At 69.5% G+C, this 16765-nt stretch carries 15 protein-coding genes and 1 tRNA gene; 6 read left to right on the top strand and 10 right to left on the bottom strand.

The genetic code is table 11. From position 1 onward, the window contains the following. Window positions 1–8 precede the first annotated feature (8 nt). Entirely contained in the window at window positions 9–722 is a 714-nt protein-coding gene (locus KV396_RS09605) for a HEAT repeat domain-containing protein (RefSeq protein WP_247955566.1), read from the bottom strand. Window positions 723–820: 98 nt separating this feature from the next. Here KV396_RS09605 and rhaI point away from each other — a divergent pair, with 98 nt between their 5' ends. Genes rhaI through KV396_RS09590 form a run of 3 tightly spaced genes read left to right on the top strand, consistent with a single transcriptional unit; the run spans window position 821 to window position 5470 of the window. Next, the gene (gene rhaI / locus KV396_RS09600) at window positions 821–1987 is read left to right on the top strand and encodes an L-rhamnose isomerase (protein ID WP_247624729.1); all 1167 of its coding nucleotides are present in this window, start codon (window positions 821–823) and stop codon (window positions 1985–1987) included. Between the two features lie 40 nt (window positions 1988–2027). Further along, complete coding sequence (locus KV396_RS09595; RefSeq protein WP_247955565.1) at window positions 2028–4064, top strand: bifunctional aldolase/short-chain dehydrogenase; 2037 nt, start codon at window positions 2028–2030, stop codon at window positions 4062–4064. Continuing rightward, complete coding sequence (locus tag KV396_RS09590; RefSeq protein ID WP_247955564.1) at window positions 4061–5470, top strand: rhamnulokinase; 1410 nt, start codon at window positions 4061–4063, stop codon at window positions 5468–5470. The genes KV396_RS09595 and KV396_RS09590 overlap by 4 nt, the downstream gene beginning before the upstream one ends. A gap of 11 nt (window positions 5471–5481) precedes the next feature. Here the strand turns inward: KV396_RS09590 and KV396_RS09585 are convergent, their stop codons facing one another. The 4 genes from KV396_RS09585 to serS all read right to left on the bottom strand — a co-directional run bounded on the left by KV396_RS09585 (window position 5482) and on the right by serS (window position 9083). Then, complete coding sequence (locus KV396_RS09585; protein WP_247632921.1) at window positions 5482–6768, bottom strand: LCP family protein; 1287 nt, start codon at window positions 6766–6768, stop codon at window positions 5482–5484. 50 nt (window positions 6769–6818) lie between these two features. Then, window positions 6819–6903: transfer RNA gene (locus KV396_RS09580), tRNA-Ser, on the bottom strand. Window positions 6904–6945: 42 nt separating this feature from the next. Continuing rightward, the gene (locus KV396_RS09575) at window positions 6946–7767 is read right to left on the bottom strand and encodes an HAD family hydrolase (RefSeq protein ID WP_247632922.1); all 822 of its coding nucleotides are present in this window, start codon (window positions 7765–7767) and stop codon (window positions 6946–6948) included. Further along, window positions 7764–9083: a serine--tRNA ligase gene (gene serS / locus KV396_RS09570; RefSeq protein WP_247632923.1), complete on the bottom strand. Its 1320-nt coding sequence runs from the start codon at window positions 9081–9083 to the stop codon at window positions 7764–7766. Before serS ends, KV396_RS09575 begins: the two co-directional genes overlap by 4 nt. Before the next feature lie 122 nt (window positions 9084–9205). On the opposite strand from serS, the gene KV396_RS09565 reads away from it, so the two are divergent. Then, window positions 9206–9586, top strand: coding sequence for a YybH family protein (locus tag KV396_RS09565; protein WP_247632924.1), 381 nt, complete (start codon window positions 9206–9208; stop codon window positions 9584–9586). 149 nt (window positions 9587–9735) lie between these two features. On the opposite strand, the gene KV396_RS09560 is transcribed toward KV396_RS09565, so the two are convergent. After that, window positions 9736–10275 (bottom strand): RNA polymerase sigma factor, encoded by a 540-nt coding sequence (locus KV396_RS09560; protein WP_247955563.1) that lies wholly within the window; start codon window positions 10273–10275, stop codon window positions 9736–9738. A gap of 77 nt (window positions 10276–10352) precedes the next feature. Here KV396_RS09560 and KV396_RS09555 point away from each other — a divergent pair, with 77 nt between their 5' ends. Continuing rightward, window positions 10353–11351: a diacylglycerol/lipid kinase family protein gene (locus KV396_RS09555; protein ID WP_247955562.1), complete on the top strand. Its 999-nt coding sequence runs from the start codon at window positions 10353–10355 to the stop codon at window positions 11349–11351. 64 nt (window positions 11352–11415) lie between these two features. Here KV396_RS09555 and KV396_RS09550 read toward each other — a convergent pair whose 3' ends face one another. The 3 genes from KV396_RS09550 to KV396_RS09540 form a co-directional block, all read right to left on the bottom strand. Next, window positions 11416–12144: a hypothetical protein gene (locus KV396_RS09550; protein WP_247955561.1), complete on the bottom strand. Its 729-nt coding sequence runs from the start codon at window positions 12142–12144 to the stop codon at window positions 11416–11418. Between the two features lie 46 nt (window positions 12145–12190). Further along, window positions 12191–13651 carry a cardiolipin synthase gene (cls, locus tag KV396_RS09545; RefSeq protein WP_247623464.1) on the bottom strand — a complete coding sequence of 487 codons (1461 nt, stop codon included), beginning with the start codon at window positions 13649–13651 and terminating at the stop codon, window positions 12191–12193. 99 nt (window positions 13652–13750) lie between these two features. Further along, window positions 13751–13924: a hypothetical protein gene (locus tag KV396_RS09540; RefSeq protein ID WP_247623465.1), complete on the bottom strand. Its 174-nt coding sequence runs from the start codon at window positions 13922–13924 to the stop codon at window positions 13751–13753. Between the two features lie 114 nt (window positions 13925–14038). Between KV396_RS09540 and KV396_RS09535 the strand changes: the two genes are divergently transcribed. Next, a complete protein-coding gene (locus KV396_RS09535; protein WP_247955560.1) occupies window positions 14039–15157 on the top strand; it encodes a DUF4192 family protein in 1119 nt (372 codons plus the stop codon). On the opposite strand, the gene lysS is transcribed toward KV396_RS09535, so the two are convergent. Next, a complete protein-coding gene (gene lysS / locus KV396_RS09530) occupies window positions 15150–16709 on the bottom strand; it encodes a lysine--tRNA ligase (protein ID WP_247955559.1) in 1560 nt (519 codons plus the stop codon). The genes KV396_RS09535 and lysS overlap by 8 nt on opposite strands. Window positions 16710–16765: the final 56 nt, after the last annotated feature.

The raw sequence follows: 16765 nt of genomic DNA, 5'->3' as shown, positions 1-16765 counted from the left end.
GCCACAGGCTACCGAGCCACCCCCTCACCTCTGTCGCGCAGGATCCGGGAGAGACGACTCTTGCGCAGATTCTGCGCGACGATCCAGCCCACGTCGGGATGGTCGGGATCCAGCCCGAGGAAGGCGTCCAGGGCTATGTCGGGGTCCGCCGCCACGACGACGCTCCAGCAGTAGCCGAGGGTCTGGCGCAGGACTCGCACGTCCGGAGCACGACGGCGCTCGCTCGGCCAGGTGACGAAGTGCGCCGTGGTCGTCGCGCAGATGCCGAGAGCATCGCCGACCGTTCGCGGGTCGCGCAGCAGCCGCGGCTCGCAGATCGCCGCAACCGCCGCGCGCTGGAGGAGCGGGTCGGTCTCTTCCGCCCAGGACTTCACGATGGAGAGAAGCGCGGCGATGTCCCGATCGCCGAGAAGCTGCAGACCGATGACCGCTCCTTCGCGCACGCGCCACCGCTGGTCCTCGGCGTGGCCACGCTGTCGCCGGAGGACGTCGGCGTCGTCGGATCGAGCACCGCGGGATGCGGCGACGCACATCATCGCGAACTCGTCATCCGTCTTCTCGAGTTCGGCTATCACCGCCGGTTCGGCTGTGCGAGCTACTGCGGAGACGAGTGCGAGGTTCGCGCGGGGTCCGGGAAGCCCGGAATGCGCGGTGAGGAAATCGGGCCACTCGGTGGAGGGGAGCGCCCGAAGCCTCGTCTCCCATTCGACATCGTCGGTCATCGCCCGATGATACCCATTCGCTTGCCGTCGGCAGTTGACGGATCTCTTGTACTGCCGTAACTTATGAAACGATTCATCCCCACAGAAAGCGAGTGACAATGTCCGTCCTCACCCCTGACCACCTCGCCGCGCTCGAGAAGCAGGGCATCGAGCTTCCCAGCTGGGCTTTCGGCAACTCCGGCACGCGCTTCAAGGTGTTCGGCACCCCCGGCACGCCGCGCGACCCGTGGGAGAAGATCGCGGATGCCGCGCAGGTCAACACCTACACGGCTCTGGCGCCGAGCGTGGCGCTGCACATCCCGTGGGACCTCGTCGACTCGTTCTCTGATCTGCGCAAGCACGCCGAAGATCTCGGCGTGACGCTCGGTACGGTCAACTCCAACACCTTCCAGGACGACGACTACAAGTTCGGCGCCCTCACCCATGAAGACGCCGCGATCCGCCGGAAGGCGATCGACCACCACCTCGCGTGCATCGACGTCATGGATGCCACCGGCAGCCGCGACCTCAAGATCTGGCTCGCCGAGGGATCGAACTACCCCGGCCAGGCCGACCTCCGCGGCCGCCAGGACCGCCTGCAGGAATCGCTCCAGCAGATCTACGCCCGCCTCGGCGACGACCAGCGACTCGTGCTGGAGTACAAGTTCTTCGAGCCGGCGTTCTATCACACCGATGTTCCCGACTGGGGCACCTCGTACGCGCAGGTGGTCTCGCTCGGCGACAAGGCATCCGTCTGCCTCGACACCGGCCACCACGCCCCCGGCACGAACATCGAGTTCATCGTCATGCAGCTGCTGCGCCTCGGCAAGCTCGGGTCGTTCGACTTCAACTCGCGCTTCTACGCCGATGACGACCTGATCGTCGGCGCCGCCGACCCGTTCCAGCTCTTCCGCATCCTCTTCGAGGTCGTGCGCGGCGGCGGTCTGAACAACCCCGATGTCGCGTTCATGCTCGACCAGTGCCACAACGTCGAGGACAAGATCCCCGGCCAGATCCGCTCGGTGCTCAACGTGCAGGAGATGACGGCCCGCGCGCTGCTCGTCGACCGCGACGCCCTCACCGCCGCGCAGAAGTCCGGCGACGTGCTCGCCGCGAACGCGATCTTCATGGACGCGTTCTACACCGACGTGCGCCCCGCCCTCGCCGAGTGGCGCGAGTCGCGCGGCCTCGCCGCCGACCCGATGGCCGCCTACGCGGCATCCGGCTACCAGCAGAAGATCGCCGCAGAACGAGTCGGTGGCGTGCAGGCCGGCTGGGGCGCCTGAGCGCGCCGTCCCTCGACCCCTCGATCAAGGAACACCACTCATGACGAACCCGACCGCCGCCGACCTGATCGCGCGCAGCAACCGCCTGGGCGCCGACCCGAAGAACACCAACTACGCCGGTGGCAACACCTCCGCCAAGGGCACCGAGATCGACCCCGTGACCGGGCAGCCCGTCGAGCTGCTGTGGGTGAAGGGCTCGGGCGGCGACCTGGGCACCCTCACCGAGAAGGGCTTGGCCGTGCTGCGTCTCGACCGCATGCGCGCGCTGGTCGACGTGTACCCCGGCATCGACCGCGAAGACGAGATGGTCGCCGCGTTCGACTACTGCCTGCACGGCAAGGGCGGAGCCGCTCCTTCGATCGACACCGCGATGCACGGACTCGTGGATGCCGCGCATGTCGACCACCTGCACCCCGACTCCGGCATCGCGATCGCGACCGCCGCCGACGGCGAGGCCCTGACCTCGAAGATCTTCGGCGAGAAGGTCGTGTGGGTGCCGTGGCGCCGCCCCGGCTTCCAGCTCGGACTCGACATCGCCGAGATCAAGAAGGCGAACCCGCAGGCGATCGGCTGCATCCTCGGCGGCCACGGCATCACGGCGTGGGGCGACACGTCCGAGGAGGCCGAGATGAACTCGCTGTGGATCATCGACACCGCGGCCTCCTACATCGCCGAGCACGGGAAGACCGACCCGTTCGGCGGTGTCCGCGCGGGCTTCGAGGCATTGCCGGCCGGCGAGCGGCGCGAGCGCGCCGCCGCTCTGGCCGGCACGATCCGCGGCATCGCCTCGCACGACCGCGCGATGGTCGGCCACTTCACGGATGCCGCGGAGGTGCTCGACTTCCTCGCCTCCGAGAAGGCCCCGGCCCTCGCCGCGCTCGGCACGAGCTGCCCCGACCACTTCCTGCGCACCAAGGTCAAGCCGCTGATCCTCGACCTGCCGGCGACGGCATCCGTCGAGGAGCAGATCGCACGCCTGCACGAGCTGCACGCCGAATACCGCGCCGACTACCAGGCGTACTACGACGCACATGCGACCGCCGAGTCGCCCGCGATCCGCGGCGCCGACCCGCTCATCGTGCTCGTTCCCGGCGTGGGCATGTTCTCGTACGGCGCGAACAAGCAGACCGCCCGCGTCGCCGGCGAGTTCTACGTCAACGCGATCAACGTCATGCGCGGGGCCGAGGCGCTCTCGACCTACTCCCCCATCTCCGATGCCGAGAAGTTCGACATCGAGTACTGGGCGCTGGAGGAGGCCAAGCTGCAGCGGATGCCGAAGCCGAAGTCGCACCAGGGGCGCATCGCGTTCGTGACCGGCGCCGCGTCCGGCATCGGCAAGGCCATCGCCACTCGTCTCGCGGCCGAGGGTGCCTGCGTCGTCATCGCCGACCTCGACCTCGAGAAGGCGCAGGCCGCGGCGGCGGAGCTCGGAGGCACCGACGTCGCGATCGGCGTTGCGGCGAACGTGGCGGATGCCGACGCGATCCAGGCGGCGCTGAACGACGCCGTCCTCGCCTTCGGCGGCGTGGACCTCGTCGTCAACAACGCCGGCCTCTCGCTCTCGAAGCCGCTGCTCGAGACCACCGAGAAGGACTGGGATCTGCAGCACGACGTCATGGCGAAGGGCTCGTTCCTCGTGTCGAAGGCCGCCGCGCGCGTGCTCATCGACCAGAAGCTCGGCGGCGACATCATCTACATCTCGTCGAAGAACTCCGTCTTCGCCGGTCCGAACAACATCGCGTACTCGGCGACCAAGGCCGACCAGGCCCACCAGGTGCGGCTGTTGGCGGTCGAGCTCGGGGAGTACGGCATCCGCGTCAACGGCATCAACCCCGACGGCGTCGTGCGCGGCTCGGGCATCTTCGCCTCGGGCTGGGGCGCCAACCGCGCCGCCACCTACGGGGTCGCCGAAGAGGACCTCGGCCAGTTCTACGCCAACCGCACGATCCTCAAGCGCGAGGTCGTTCCCGAGAACGTGGCGGATGCCGTGTACGTGCTGACCGGCCCCGAACTGAGCCGCACGACAGGACTGCACATCCCGGTCGACTCCGGCGTCGCCGCCGCGTTCCTGCGATGAGCACCCGCGCCGTCGCGGCCGTCGATCTCGGCGCGACCAGCGGCCGGGTGATGATCGGCCGCATCGGCGACGGCGTGCTCGACCTCGAGCCCGTCTCGCGGTTCCCGAACGGTCCCGTCGAACGCGCCGACGGCCTGCACTGGGACTTCGAGGCCCTCTCCGAGAACGTGCTCGACGGCCTGGCCGAGGCGGTCCGCCGCGAGCCCGGGATCGAGAGCATCGGGATCGATTCCTGGGCCGTCGACTACGGGCTGATCGCGGACGGGAAAGTGCTCGCCGAGCCGTTCCACTACCGCGACGAGCGATCCGCTCGCGGCGTCGCGGAGGTGCACGAGATCGTCGCGTTCGACGAGCTCTACCGCCGCAACGGGCTGCAGTTCCTGCCGTTCAACACGCTCTATCAGCTGCGCGTCGACGACCGCGCCCCCGAGGCCGAGAGCGCGCTGCTCGTGCCCGACCTGCTCGCCTTCCTCCTCACGGGCGCGCGTGTGGCCGAGCGCACCAATGCCTCGACCACCGGGCTCCTCCGCGTCGACGACGGGGAGTGGGACACCGACCTCGCCTCCCGTCTCGGCATCGCTCCCGCGCTCCTGCCCGCCCTCGTCGACCCCGGCGCGCTCATCGGCACCCTGCGTCCGCAGATCGCCCGCCGGATCGGCGCCGCGCTCCCGGTGATCGCCGTCGGCTCGCACGACACGGCCTCCGCCGTCGCCGCGGTGCCGATGACGTCTCCCTCCGCCGCGTACATCTCGTGCGGCACGTGGGGACTCGTCGGCGTCGAACTCGCGGAGCCCGTGCTGACGGATGCCGCCCGCGCGGCGAACTTCACGCACGAGCGGGGTGTCGACGGGCGTTTCCGGTTCCTGCACAACGTGGCGGGCCTGTGGCTGCTGAGCGAGACCGTGCGGGCCTGGGAGGCCGAGGACGGCGCCCCGATCGACCTGGTCGCTCTGCTGGCCGCGGCATCCGCCGTCACCGCCCCCGTGCCGACCTTCGACGCGAACGACCCGTCGCTCTCGGCGCCGGGTGACATGCCCGCGCGTATCGGCGCCCTGCTCGCCGCGAGCGGGCAGACGGCTCCGACCGACCGACCCGCATTCGCGCGCGGCATCGTCGAGTCGATCGCGGTGGCGTTCGCAGAGGCTGTGGCGACGGCATCCGCTCTCACCGGGCGCCGCCTCGACGTCGTGCACATCGTCGGCGGCGGATCCCTCAACACCCTGCTGTGCCAGGCGACCGCCGACCGCACCGGGCTCCCGGTGCTCGCCGGCCCCGTCGAGGCCACCGCGCTCGGCAACGTGCTCGTGCAGGCGCGAGCGCTCGGTGCAGCGCCGGCGACGCTCGAGGAGCTGCGTGCCCTCGTGGCCGCGACGCACGCCCCCGTGCGCTACACGCCGCACACCTGACTGACCGTCGGTCAGCGCACGTTGCCGTTCGAGCAGGTCTGCTGCGCGGCCGAGTTGCCCTTGATGGTGTCGGGGAGCGCCACGACGTTGTCGGGCGTCGCCGGCTCGGTCGGAGCAGCCTCCTCGGTCGGAGCCGTCTCCTCGGTGGGGGCCGTCTCCTCGGGGGTCGTCTCGGCGGGTGTGGGCTCCTGCACGATCACACCGTCGTTGCTGGTGTTCTGGTGCGTGATCTGCAGCTGCGCGTTCGCCTCGATCGCGTCGAAGAGCTCGCCGGCGGCCGTGTAGTTCGGCACCACCTTGTTGGCGTTCTGCGAGTCGGTACCCGTCGGGTACTGCACGAACACGATGTCCTCGAACGGGACCTCCTTGACCGCGAGGGCGATCTGCACGATCGTCATCGGGTCGTTCAGCGTCGTGCTCGTCTCGAGATTGCTGAGACCGACGTTCGCGAGCTTCAGCATGGTGCCCACGTTGCCGAGGGTCTCGCCGCTGATGAGCTTGCGTGCCAGGCTCGACATGTACTGCTGCTGGTTGCCGATACGGCCCAGGTCGCTGCCGTCGCCGACGCCGTGACGGGTGCGCAGGAACTGCAGCGCCTCGAGGCCCTGGACGGTGTGGGTGCCGGCCGTGAGGTCGAGGCCCGTGTAACGATCGCGGATCGGGTTCGCGAGGCACACGTCGACGCCGCCGATCGCGTTCGTGATCTCGATCACGCCGCCGAAGGTGACGGATGCCGCGAACTGCACCTCTTGACCGGTGAGCTCGGAGATCGTCTTCGCGACGCAGTTGAGGCCGCCGTCGCTGTAGGCCACGTTGAGGGGCTGCTTGCTCATCGCGGAGTGCACGTTGCCGTCGTCGTCGGTGCACTCGGGGATGGGGATCATGAGGTCGCGCGGGAAGCTGACGACCGTGATGCGGCGGGGGTTGTCGGAGACGTGCACGAGCAGGTTGACGTCGTTGAGGTTGCCCTCCGAGTCGTTGCCGCTGCAGCGGTCTCCGAAATAGCCGGCATACGCCTCTTCGCAGGTGTCGACACCCGCGAGCACGAAGTTGAATCCGCCCTCGTACTCGCTGATGTCCGGCGGAACCGCGTCGGCCGACTGGCCCTCGAGTTCGACGGAGTTCGCGAGCTGCGTGCTGCGCAGGTCGTATACGACGTACGCCGCGACGCCCACACCGCTCACCAGCACCACCGCGAGTCCGATCGCGATGAACTTCAGCAGCTGGCTGAGGGGTCCCGGCGAGTGCAACTGGCCGTGGCGCGCGATCGTTCGACGGCGTCGGGTGTTCTCGGTCACACGGTGCCTTTCGGTTCTGCCTGCGGTGAGGGGGCACCGGGCTCAGGAAGCGGAGGGTGTGGGATTCGAACCCACGAGACATCTCTGCCCACTGGTTTTCAAGACCAGCTCCATCGGCCGCTCGGACAACCCTCCCGACAGACGGATCTGCCGACAAGCCGTGAGTCTAGCCGAGTTCTATTCTCCCGCGCTGACCTGGGCGGGCGCTGGAAGTGTATTCAGCGCACTCGCCAGCCCGCCGTCGACGACGTCGTCGGTGATCTCGGATGCCGCATCCTTCACTTCGGCCGGCGCCTGCCCCATGCCGACCGCGCGCCCGCCGAGCGCGCGCGCCCAGCCGAACATGCCGATGTCGTTGCGCCCGTCACCCGCGACGAGCACGCGCTCCCCGACGAGGCCGAGCTCTTCGCGCACGCGCTCCAGCGCGGTGCCCTTGTCAACCCCCTGCGGGGCGATGTCGAGCCAGGCCGTCCACCCGATCGCGTACGAGACCTCGTTCAGGCCGGCATCCGCCACCAGCCGATGGAAGTCCTCCTCGTCGTGACCGGGCGAGACCACGACGATGCGCGACACGGGCTCGGCCGCGAGCTCCTCGAAGCTCACCCGCCGGCCGCCGTCGAGCGTCCAGTCGTCGAGCTGGTCGGTGAAGAGCCGCTGGCCCGAGGCGAGCTCGACCATGTAGCGGGCGTCCGGCAGGCGCTCGCGCAGAAGGGCGAGCGCGGGCGAGGGGTCGAAGGTCTCGACGTTCCAGCGCTCCCAGTCGTCGCCGACGCGGCGCATCGTGACGGCGCCGTTCGAGCAGACGACGTACTCGGCGTCGAGTTCGAGCTGCTCGACGTACCGGCGGGTGGCCATCCAGCTGCGACCGGTGGCGATCGTCACGACGTGACCGGCATCGCGCAGGCGGGCGACGGCCTCCGGCACGCCCGGGCTCATCGTCTCGTCCTGGAGCAGGATGGTGCCGTCGACGTCGAGCGCGACGAGCCAGGGCGCGGTCATGCGGTGACCTTCGACGTCGCCTTCGTGTTCTCCGGCGTCAGAACCTCGAGCCCTCCGAGGTAGGGGCGCAGCACCTCGGGCACGCGCACCGAGCCGTCGGCCTGCTGGTGCGTCTCGAGCAGCGCCACGATCCAGCGGGTGGTCGCGAGCGTGCCGTTCAGCGTCGCGACGTGCTGGGTCTTCGGTGCGGAGCCGGAGTCCGCCCCGTCGACGACCGGCCGGTGGCGCACGTCGAGGCGGCGCGCCTGGTAGGTCGTGCAGTTCGACGTCGACGTCAGCTCGCGGAACGCGCCCTGCGTGGGCACCCAGGCCTCGATGTCGTACTTGCGCGCGGCGCTCGATCCGAGGTCGCCCGCGGCGACGTCGATCACGCGGTAGGCGAGGCCGAGCGAGGTCAGCATCTCCTCCTGCAGCGCGACGAGGCGCAGGTGCTCGGCCTCGGCATCCTCCGCCTCCGTGTAGACGAACATCTCGAGCTTGTTGAACTGGTGCACCCGGATGATGCCGCGGGTGTCCTTGCCGTGCGATCCGGCCTCGCGGCGGTAGCAGGTCGACCAGCCGGCGTAGCGCAGCGCTCCGTCCGACAGGTCGACGATCTCGTCCTTGTGGTATCCGGCGAGGGCGACCTCGCTGGTGCCGACGAGGTAGAGGTCGTCGCCCTTGTCGAGGTGGTAGACCTCGTCGGCGTGCTCTCCGAGGAAGCCGGTGCCCTGCATGATCTCGGGGCGTACGAGCGTCGGCGTGATGAGCGGCACGAATCCGTTCTGCAGCGCCTTGTCGAGCGCGAGGTTCATGAGCGCGATCTCGAGACGGGCGCCGATGCCGCGCAGGAAGTAGAAGCGGGCGCCCGAGACCTTCGCCCCGCGCTCCATGTCGATCGCCCCGAGGATCTCACCGATCTCGAGGTGGTCGCGCGGCTCGAAGTCGAACGAGGGCACCTCGCCGACGCGACGCAGCTCGACGAAGTCGGCCTCGCCACCGGCGGGCACGCCGTCGATCACGACGTTCTCGATGCGGGCCAGGGCGGCGGATGCTGCCTCTCCGGCGTCGTTCGCGACCTGCTGCGCCTGCTTGACGCGCTCGGCGAGCTGCTTGCCCTGCGCGACGAGCGCGGGCTTCTCCTCCTTCGGCGCCTTCGCGATGACCTTGCCGAACGCGTTCTGCTCGGCCCGCAGTTCCTCGAACGCGGCGAGCGCCGCGCGGCGCGATCGATCGGCCTCAAGTGCGATGTCGACGGTGGCCTGGTCGTTGCCGCGCGCGGCCTGCGAGCGGCGGACGAGATCAGGGTGGTCGCGGAGAAGAGCGAGGTCGATCATTCCACGATTCTACGGGGGTCTCCCACCCCCTCAGGCTCGCCGGATGTCACACCCGGGGCCGTGCAGCGTCTTTCTCCTCGGTGGTCGGCATCCGGCCGATCGCCGCTGTGAAAGGAATACCCATGACCACCCGTGTCACCTCGCTCGACCAGCTGAACCTGGCCTTCGCCGACCGCTTCAACGCCCGCGACCTCGACGGCCTGATGGCCCTGAACACCGCCGACGTCGTCTTCGTCCCGACTCCCGGCACCCCGGTGACCGGCGAGGCGGCCGTCCGCGGCGCGCTCGAGCAGTTCCTCGGCCTCGACCTGCCGATCTCGATGACCGTCCGCCACGTGTTCGAGAGCGCCGGCACCGGCCTCGCGATCGCCGACTGGACGATCACGGGCACGGGCCCCGACGGATCCGAGATCGCCCTCGCCGGCACGACCGCCGACGTGGCCGTCTTCGATGAGGAGCACGGCTGGCGCTACGCGGTCGACAACCCCTTCGGCACCGTCTGACCCGCGCAGCGCGGCATCCTGCGAGCCCGTCGAAACCCACCACGCGCGTCGAGACCCACCGGTACCGACGGCGGCGACGGTGGGGCTCGGCGGGCTCGATGGGTCTCGACGGGCGGACCAGGGCGTCACCCCGGACCGAGAAGAACCCGTCAGTCGGCGCCCATGCCGCTCTGCCAGCAGGCGCCGAGCGCCTTGCGCGCACGGGCGACGCGCTGGCGGACCGCCGCGGGGTCGATGCCGAGGCGCTCCGCCGCTTCGCCGGCCGACAACCCGTCGACGGCGGTGAGCAGCAGTGGCTCCCGCAACGAGTCGGGGAGATCGTGCAGAGCGGCGAGCGCGCCGTCGAGGATCACGCGGATCTCGGCTGCTCCGGCCACGTTCACGGCGTCGGGCATCTCGTCGTCGAGCTCGGCCTGCGGGCGGCGTGCCCGTTGACGGGAGAGGTCGATCGCGACGTTCCTGGCGATCGCATCGAGCCACGAGCACACCCGTCCCGGCTCGGGAGTCTCGAGGTGGGCGACCGATCTCCAGGCGCGCAAGAGCGCCATCTGGGCGGCGTCGTCGGCATCGTCCACAGGCACGCCGAGCGAGATGCTGCGGCGCCGGAGTCGATCGGGCTCGTCCGTGATCATCTCGGTCAGCAGTGCACGCGCATCGCCGATCGACTCGCTCCTCGCCTGCGCACCCATTCCGGCCCCTCCCCAGAGCGCTCGGGCACCCGTCCCCGTGTCACCTGCATGACACATGCCGGGAATAGAGTATCGCCATGACGAAGCCCCCGGCCGCGAGACGACAGGCCGCGCTCGTCTACAACCCCATCAAGGTCGACGAGAAGAGACTGCGCGCTGCCGTACGCGAGCTGTCGAAGGCCGAGGGGTGGGAGCATCCGGCGTTCTATCCGACGACGATCCAGGATGCCGGGCAGGGTGCCACGGCGCAGGCTCTCGCCCGCGGGGTCGACGTCGTGCTCGTCGCCGGCGGCGACGGCACCGTGCGCGCGGTCTCCGAGGCCATCGCGAACACCGGTGTTCCCCTCGCGATCCTGCCGAGCGGTACGGGCAACCTGCTCGCACGCAACCTGGCGTTGCCACTGGGCTCGCCCGACGACATGATCCGTGCGGCGCTGACCGGATCCCGCCACGCGATCGACATCGGATGGGCGCGCATCACGCGTGAGAGCGGTGACGAGAGCGAGCACGCCTTCGTGGTGCTCGCGGGCATCGGGCTCGATGCCGACATGATCGCGAACACCCGCCCCGACCTCAAGAAGTCGGTCGGGTGGATCGCCTACGTCGACGGCGCCGCGCGCTCGCTCGCCAACGCCTCGCCCTTCCGCTCGGTGTACCAGATCGACGACGGCCGCCTGCATTCGACGAAAGTGCACAGCATCCTCTTCGCCAACTGCGGCACACTGCCCGCCGGCATCGCCCTGGTGCCGGATGCCTCGATCTCCGACGGGACCCTCGACGTCGCCGTGATCCGGCCCTCCGGTGCGTTCGGCTGGTTCAACGTCTGGCGCAGGATCTGGTGGGAGAACTCGGTGCTGCGGCGCTTCGCCGCCGGCAGGCGCATCCTCGAGCTCCGGGGGAAGGATGCCGCGGTGCACTACTTCCAGGGCTTCGCCGCAGAAGCTGCGACGTCGGTGCCCACGCCGGTCGAGCTCGACGGTGACGAGTTCGGCAATGCCGTGCGCATCACGTGCCGGGTCGATCCGAGCGCGCTCCTGCTCGCGCTGCCGGAGGGGCATCCGGTCGACTCGCTCTGACGGGCGGCCTTCCTTCCGGTGTTGCGCCGGCGATGCGCTCCGGCGATGCGCTCAGCCGGCGGTGTCAGTCGGCGAGCACCGACACCGTCCCGTCGAGGCCGCCGCCCACGAGGGTGAGGGTGAAGCCGTCGTCGTCGACCGCGTCGTCGCCGAACGAGAGGATCGTCGCGCGCGGCGCCATGTCCATGGTGCAGATCTGGGTGTCGTCGGTGACGAAGGTCGCCGTGCCCGCGTTGCCCGAACCCTCGAGCGACTCGACGACCGGCGGGCATCCCGACGAGCCCCAGGTGAGGAGCACGAGGCTGCCGTCGTCGAACCATCCGGCGGAGGGCTGGTACTCGGTCGACTCCCCGGGAACGCCGGTGACGGGTGCCCCGCCGATCTCGGCGTCATCCGAGATATCGCCGTAGGTGACCTGCAGCGTGATGTCCTTCGTCGGGTCCACACCGGCGGGCAGGCCGCCGATGCTGGCGCGCTGCACCATGTCCTGGGTGCAGACCTGGTCGGCTGAACCGTCGACGAGCGTCACCGAGACGTTCTGGCCCTCGGCCGTCACCGTGTCGACCTGCGGAACGCACGTCGAGGAGCCCCAGGTGACGACGGCGAACATGCGGCCCTCGTCGAGCAGTGCGGCCTCGACGTCGGCGAAGTCGTCATCGCCGGCCCCGGGCGCGGCCGATGCACCGGGTGTGCTCGTGGGTGAGGTCGATCCGGGGGTGGCGGTGCACCCGGCGATCAGCAGCGCCGCGGCGAAAGCGGAGAGGACGGCGACGACGCGCGAGGGAAGGACCATGCCCCCAGGGTACCGGTGGCGATATTCCATCGGAAGTCGGGAGCGATCACTGCAAGGCGGAGGTGAGGCGCGCCAGGTTGTCGAGCACGGTCGAGCGCAGCGGCTGCTGCATCCACTCCTCGAGGGTGAGCTCCCGACTGAGCGACCGATAGGTGTCTTCGACCTCGCGCATCTCGGCGACGAACTCCTCGCCGCGCACGAGCATCGAGACCTCGAGGTTGAGACCGAACGAGCGCATGTCCATGTTGCTCGAGCCGATGACCGCGACCTCGTCGTCGACCGTCAGGCTCTTGGTGTGCAGGATGTACGGCTTGCGGTACATCCAGATGCGCACGCCCGCCTTGAGCAGCACCTCGTAGTAGCTGCGCTGCGCGTGGTAGACCATCGCCTGGTCGCCCTCTTCCGAGACGAACAACTCGACCTCGACACCGCGGTCGACGGCCGCGGTGACGGCGAGCAGCAGGGCCTCGTCCGGCACGAAATACGGGCTCACGATCATGATGCGATTCTTCGCCGCGTACAGCAGGCCGAGGAAGAGACGCAGGTTGTTCTCGACCTCGAACCCGGGGCCCGAGGGCACGACCTGGCAGTCGAGGTCCCCCGAACCGATGTCGGCGTGGGCGATGTCGATCTCCTCCAGCACGATGTCGGTCTCGCTGTACCAGTCGCTGAGGAAGATCGCGTTGACACTGAGCACGACCGGCCCGTCGAGGCGCACCATGAGGTCGACCCAGTGCAGGCCCCGCTTGATGTTCTTCGGCAGGTTGTAGGTCGAGTCGGTGACGTTCTGCGAGCCGAGGAAGGCGGTCACGCCGTCGACCACGAGCAGCTTGCGGTGGTTGCGCAGATCGGGGCGCTGCATCCGCCCCTTGAACGGCTGCACCGGGAGCATGAGGTGCCAGTCGGCGCCCATGGCGTTGAGGCGCCGGATCGTCTGCTTGTAGCGCGGCTTCCAGCGGTTGGCCCAGTGATCGAGAAGCACCCGCACCGAGACGCCGCGCGCCGCGACCTCTTCGAGCGCACGGAAGAAGTTGTCGGTCGAGGCATCCGATTGCAGGATGTAGAACTCGACGTGCACGTAGTCCTTCGCCTCGCGGATGGCGTCGGCCATCGCGTCGAGGGACTCCTGGTAGTCGGAGATCAGGTGCGCTCCGTTGTCGCCCGAGAGCGGCAGAGCGCCGAGGCGCTGGTTCATCTCGACCAGCGGACCGAACCAGTCCGGCGCGTGGGGACGGAGGGTGCCGAAGTGCAGGTGCTCGCTGGTCGCGGCGATGTACTCGTTGATCTGGTCCTGCTTGCGGCGGCGGGCGCGCGGCAGTCGCGGGTTTCCGATCACGAGGAACAGGAAGACCCCGACGAACGGAATGAAGAAGATCGCCAGCAGCCAGGCCATCGCAGCCGTGGGGCGGCGGTTGCGCGGGATGACGATGATCGCCGTGATGCGGATGGTCAGATCGAGCACCACGAGGAACGCCGTGATCGCCCAGGCGACGCCCTCCGCGGTCATACTGCTCTCTTCCTGACGGACCTCACCGATGAAGGGTTCCGTCGCGCGTCACCGTCCGGCGGTGTTCGCTTCACAGTAGCGGATGGGTGGGACAGTGCCTCAGGAGCGCGGGGGAAGGCCGCGGGCCGCGCGCTCCTCCGCCTCGATCTGCGCGTGCACCTTGCGTTCGGTGCGGTCGAATCGCAGGATGCCGCGGAGCACCATGAAGAAGATGGCGCTGACCCCGAGGGTCGGAAGGATCGACCACGCGGCGGCGACCCAGAAGTTGTCCATACCCCCATGGTACGCGACCTCACTCCTCCTGCGCCGATCCGAAGGGCGGGGCAATCCCTCCACAGGCCCGGTTTTCCGGAACGGGCGGATGCCGCCACCGGGCACACTCGCCTCATGAACACCGTCCTCCGTGCCGCAGATTCCGCCGAGTTCCTCGGCATCGTCCCCCTCCTCGCCGGCTTCACGCCCCGGCGCAGCATCGTCATGCTCCCGTTCCAGGGCTCCCGCGCCTACGGCGCGATGCGCATCGACCTCCCCCGCGACGACGTGCCGCTCGAACACTACGCGGATACCGCGATCGGCCTCGTCTCACGCGTGGCCGCGATCGACGCGGTCGCGGTCGTCGCCTACGTCGACGAGGCGGCTCAGAGCACACCGGACGGGTGGGTCCTCCCCCACGCCGTCGCCCTCGACGAACTGCTCGGTTGCGCCGAGGACGCCGGCCTCCGCATCGTCGACGCGCTGTGCGTCACGCCCGGCGGATGGGCGAGCTACCTCGAAGAGGAACCTCTTCTGCATCCCGTCGAGCCGGTGCGCGCCGAGAGGGTGCCCGGCATCGGAGACGTCTCGGGCGATCAGAACTCCGGTGCCGTGCTCCCCGTCGCCGACCTCGCGCAGAAGGAGCGCGTCGGGCGGGCCCTGCGCGACCTCTCCGGGTTGCTCGGGCGCCCGGTGTCGTCGCTGTCCGACGACGAGAACCCCGAGGCCCTGGCCGCCCTCGCGATCCTCGACGACATCCCCGCGTTCTACGAGCAGCTGCTCGACTCCCGTGGCGTTCTGCCGCCCTTCGCGGTCGCCGCACTGCTGTGGTGCCTCGAGCGCCCCGTCTACCGAGACGTGGCACTGCTGCAGTGGGCGTCGGACCACGCCTCCGGTCGACGATCGCTCGGGGCGCAGCTCGACTTCGCCCAGCACGGCCGGTCGATCCCCGACGAGCTCGGCGACATCTTCCTCGGGCGCGGTCCGACGCCCGACCCCGATCGGCTCAGCTTCGCCCTCGACGTCGTGCGCACCGCCGCGTCGCGAGCACCGCGTGCCGCCCGCCCCGCCCCGCTCACCGCGGCGGCGTGGCTCTCGTGGGCGCTCGGCCGGTCCACGCACGCGGCGCACTACCTCGACGTGGTGCGCGAGATCGACCCTGACTACGGACTCGCCGCGCTCGTGGGATCGATGATCAACGCCGCGGTGCTGCCGGAATGGACCTTCCGACGCACCGCGGGGCGGACTACTTGACCAGCGGGAACAGGATGGTCTCGCGGATGCCGAGACCCGTGATCGCCATGAGCAGGCGATCGATGCCCATGCCCATGCCACCGGACGGCGGCATGCCGTGCTCCAGCGCCCGCAGGAACTCGTCGTCGATCGGCATCGCCTCGACGTCGCCGCGCGCGGCGAGCTTGGACTGCTCGACGAAACGCTCGCGCTGGATCACGGGGTCGACGAGCTCGGAGTACCCGGTCGCCAGCTCGAAGCCGCGGATGTACAGGTCCCACTTCTCGACCACTCCGTCGATCGACCGGTGCTCGCGCACGAGGGGCGAGGTGTCGACGGGGAAGTCCATGACGAACGTGGGGCGCACCAGGTCGCCCTTCACGAAGTGCTCCCACAGCTCCTCGATGAGCTTGCCGTGGGTCGCCTGGGCGGGCAGATCGACGCCGTTGGCCTCGGCGAAGGCGATGAGATCGTCGACCGGGTCCTGCGGGGTGAACGTGCGTCCGGCCGCGGCAGACAGCGACTCGTACATCGAGATGCGGTCCCACTCGCCGCCGAGGTCGTACTCGGTGCCGTCGGCCCAGGTCACCGTCGTCGAACCTGCGACCGCGATCGCCGCGTTCTGCACGAGCTCCTGGGTGAGAGCGGCCATCTGGTCGTAGTCGCCGTAGGCCTGGTAGGCCTCGAGCATCGCGAACTCGGGGCTGTGCGTCGAGTCGGCGCCCTCGTTGCGGAAGTTGCGGTTGATCTCATAGACGCGCTCGATGCCTCCGACGACCGCACGCTTGAGGTACAGCTCGGGGGCGATGCGCAGGTACAGCTCGGTGTCGAACGCGTTCGAGTGCGTGATGAACGGGCGAGCGGATGCCCCGCCGTGCTGCACCTGCAGCATGGGGGTCTCGACCTCGAGGTAGTCGTGACCGGTGAACGTGGCCCGCAGGCTCGCGTTCACCGCGGCACGGGCGCGCACGGTCTGGCGGGCCTGCTCACGCACGATCAGGTCGAGGTAGCGGCTGCGGACACGGCCCTCCTCGCTCAGTTCGGCGTACGCGTTCGGCAGAGGCAGGATCGCCTTCGATGCGATCTCCCAGCCGTCGGCCATGATCGACAGCTCGCCGCGGCGGCTCGAGATGACCTCGCCGTGCACGAAGACGTGGTCTCCCAGGTCGACGTACTCCTTCCAGTCCGCCAGCGACTCCTCGCCGACGTTCGCGAGAGAGATCATCGCCTGGATGCGCGAACCGTCACCCGCTTGCAGGGTTGCGAAGCAGAGCTTGCCGGTGTTGCGGCTGAACACGACGCGGCCGGCGACGCCGACCACGACGCCGGTCTCGGCTCCCGCTTCGAGCTCGTCGGCACCACCCTCGCCGTACTGGGCGCGCAGCGCCGGGATCGTGTGGGTCACCGGGACACCGACCGGGAACGCCCCGCCACCGGCATCCGTCCGCTTCGCGATCAGACGCTGGCGCTTGGCGAGACGCACGGCCTTCTGCTCGTGGATCTCGTCGTCGCCGAGCTCCGTGCTCGAAGGGTCGGTGGGGTTCTGCGCGGGCGCGGCGGACGCGTCGGTCATTCGGGGCTCCTTGGAAAAGTCGTTCCAGTTTACCGAGGCCGTGGGCCGATCCGAGG

Source organism: Microbacterium galbinum, assembly GCF_023101185.1.
Lineage (GTDB): Bacteria > Actinomycetota > Actinomycetes > Actinomycetales > Microbacteriaceae > Microbacterium > Microbacterium galbinum.
This window is presented reverse-complemented; position numbering and strand designations above follow the sequence as displayed.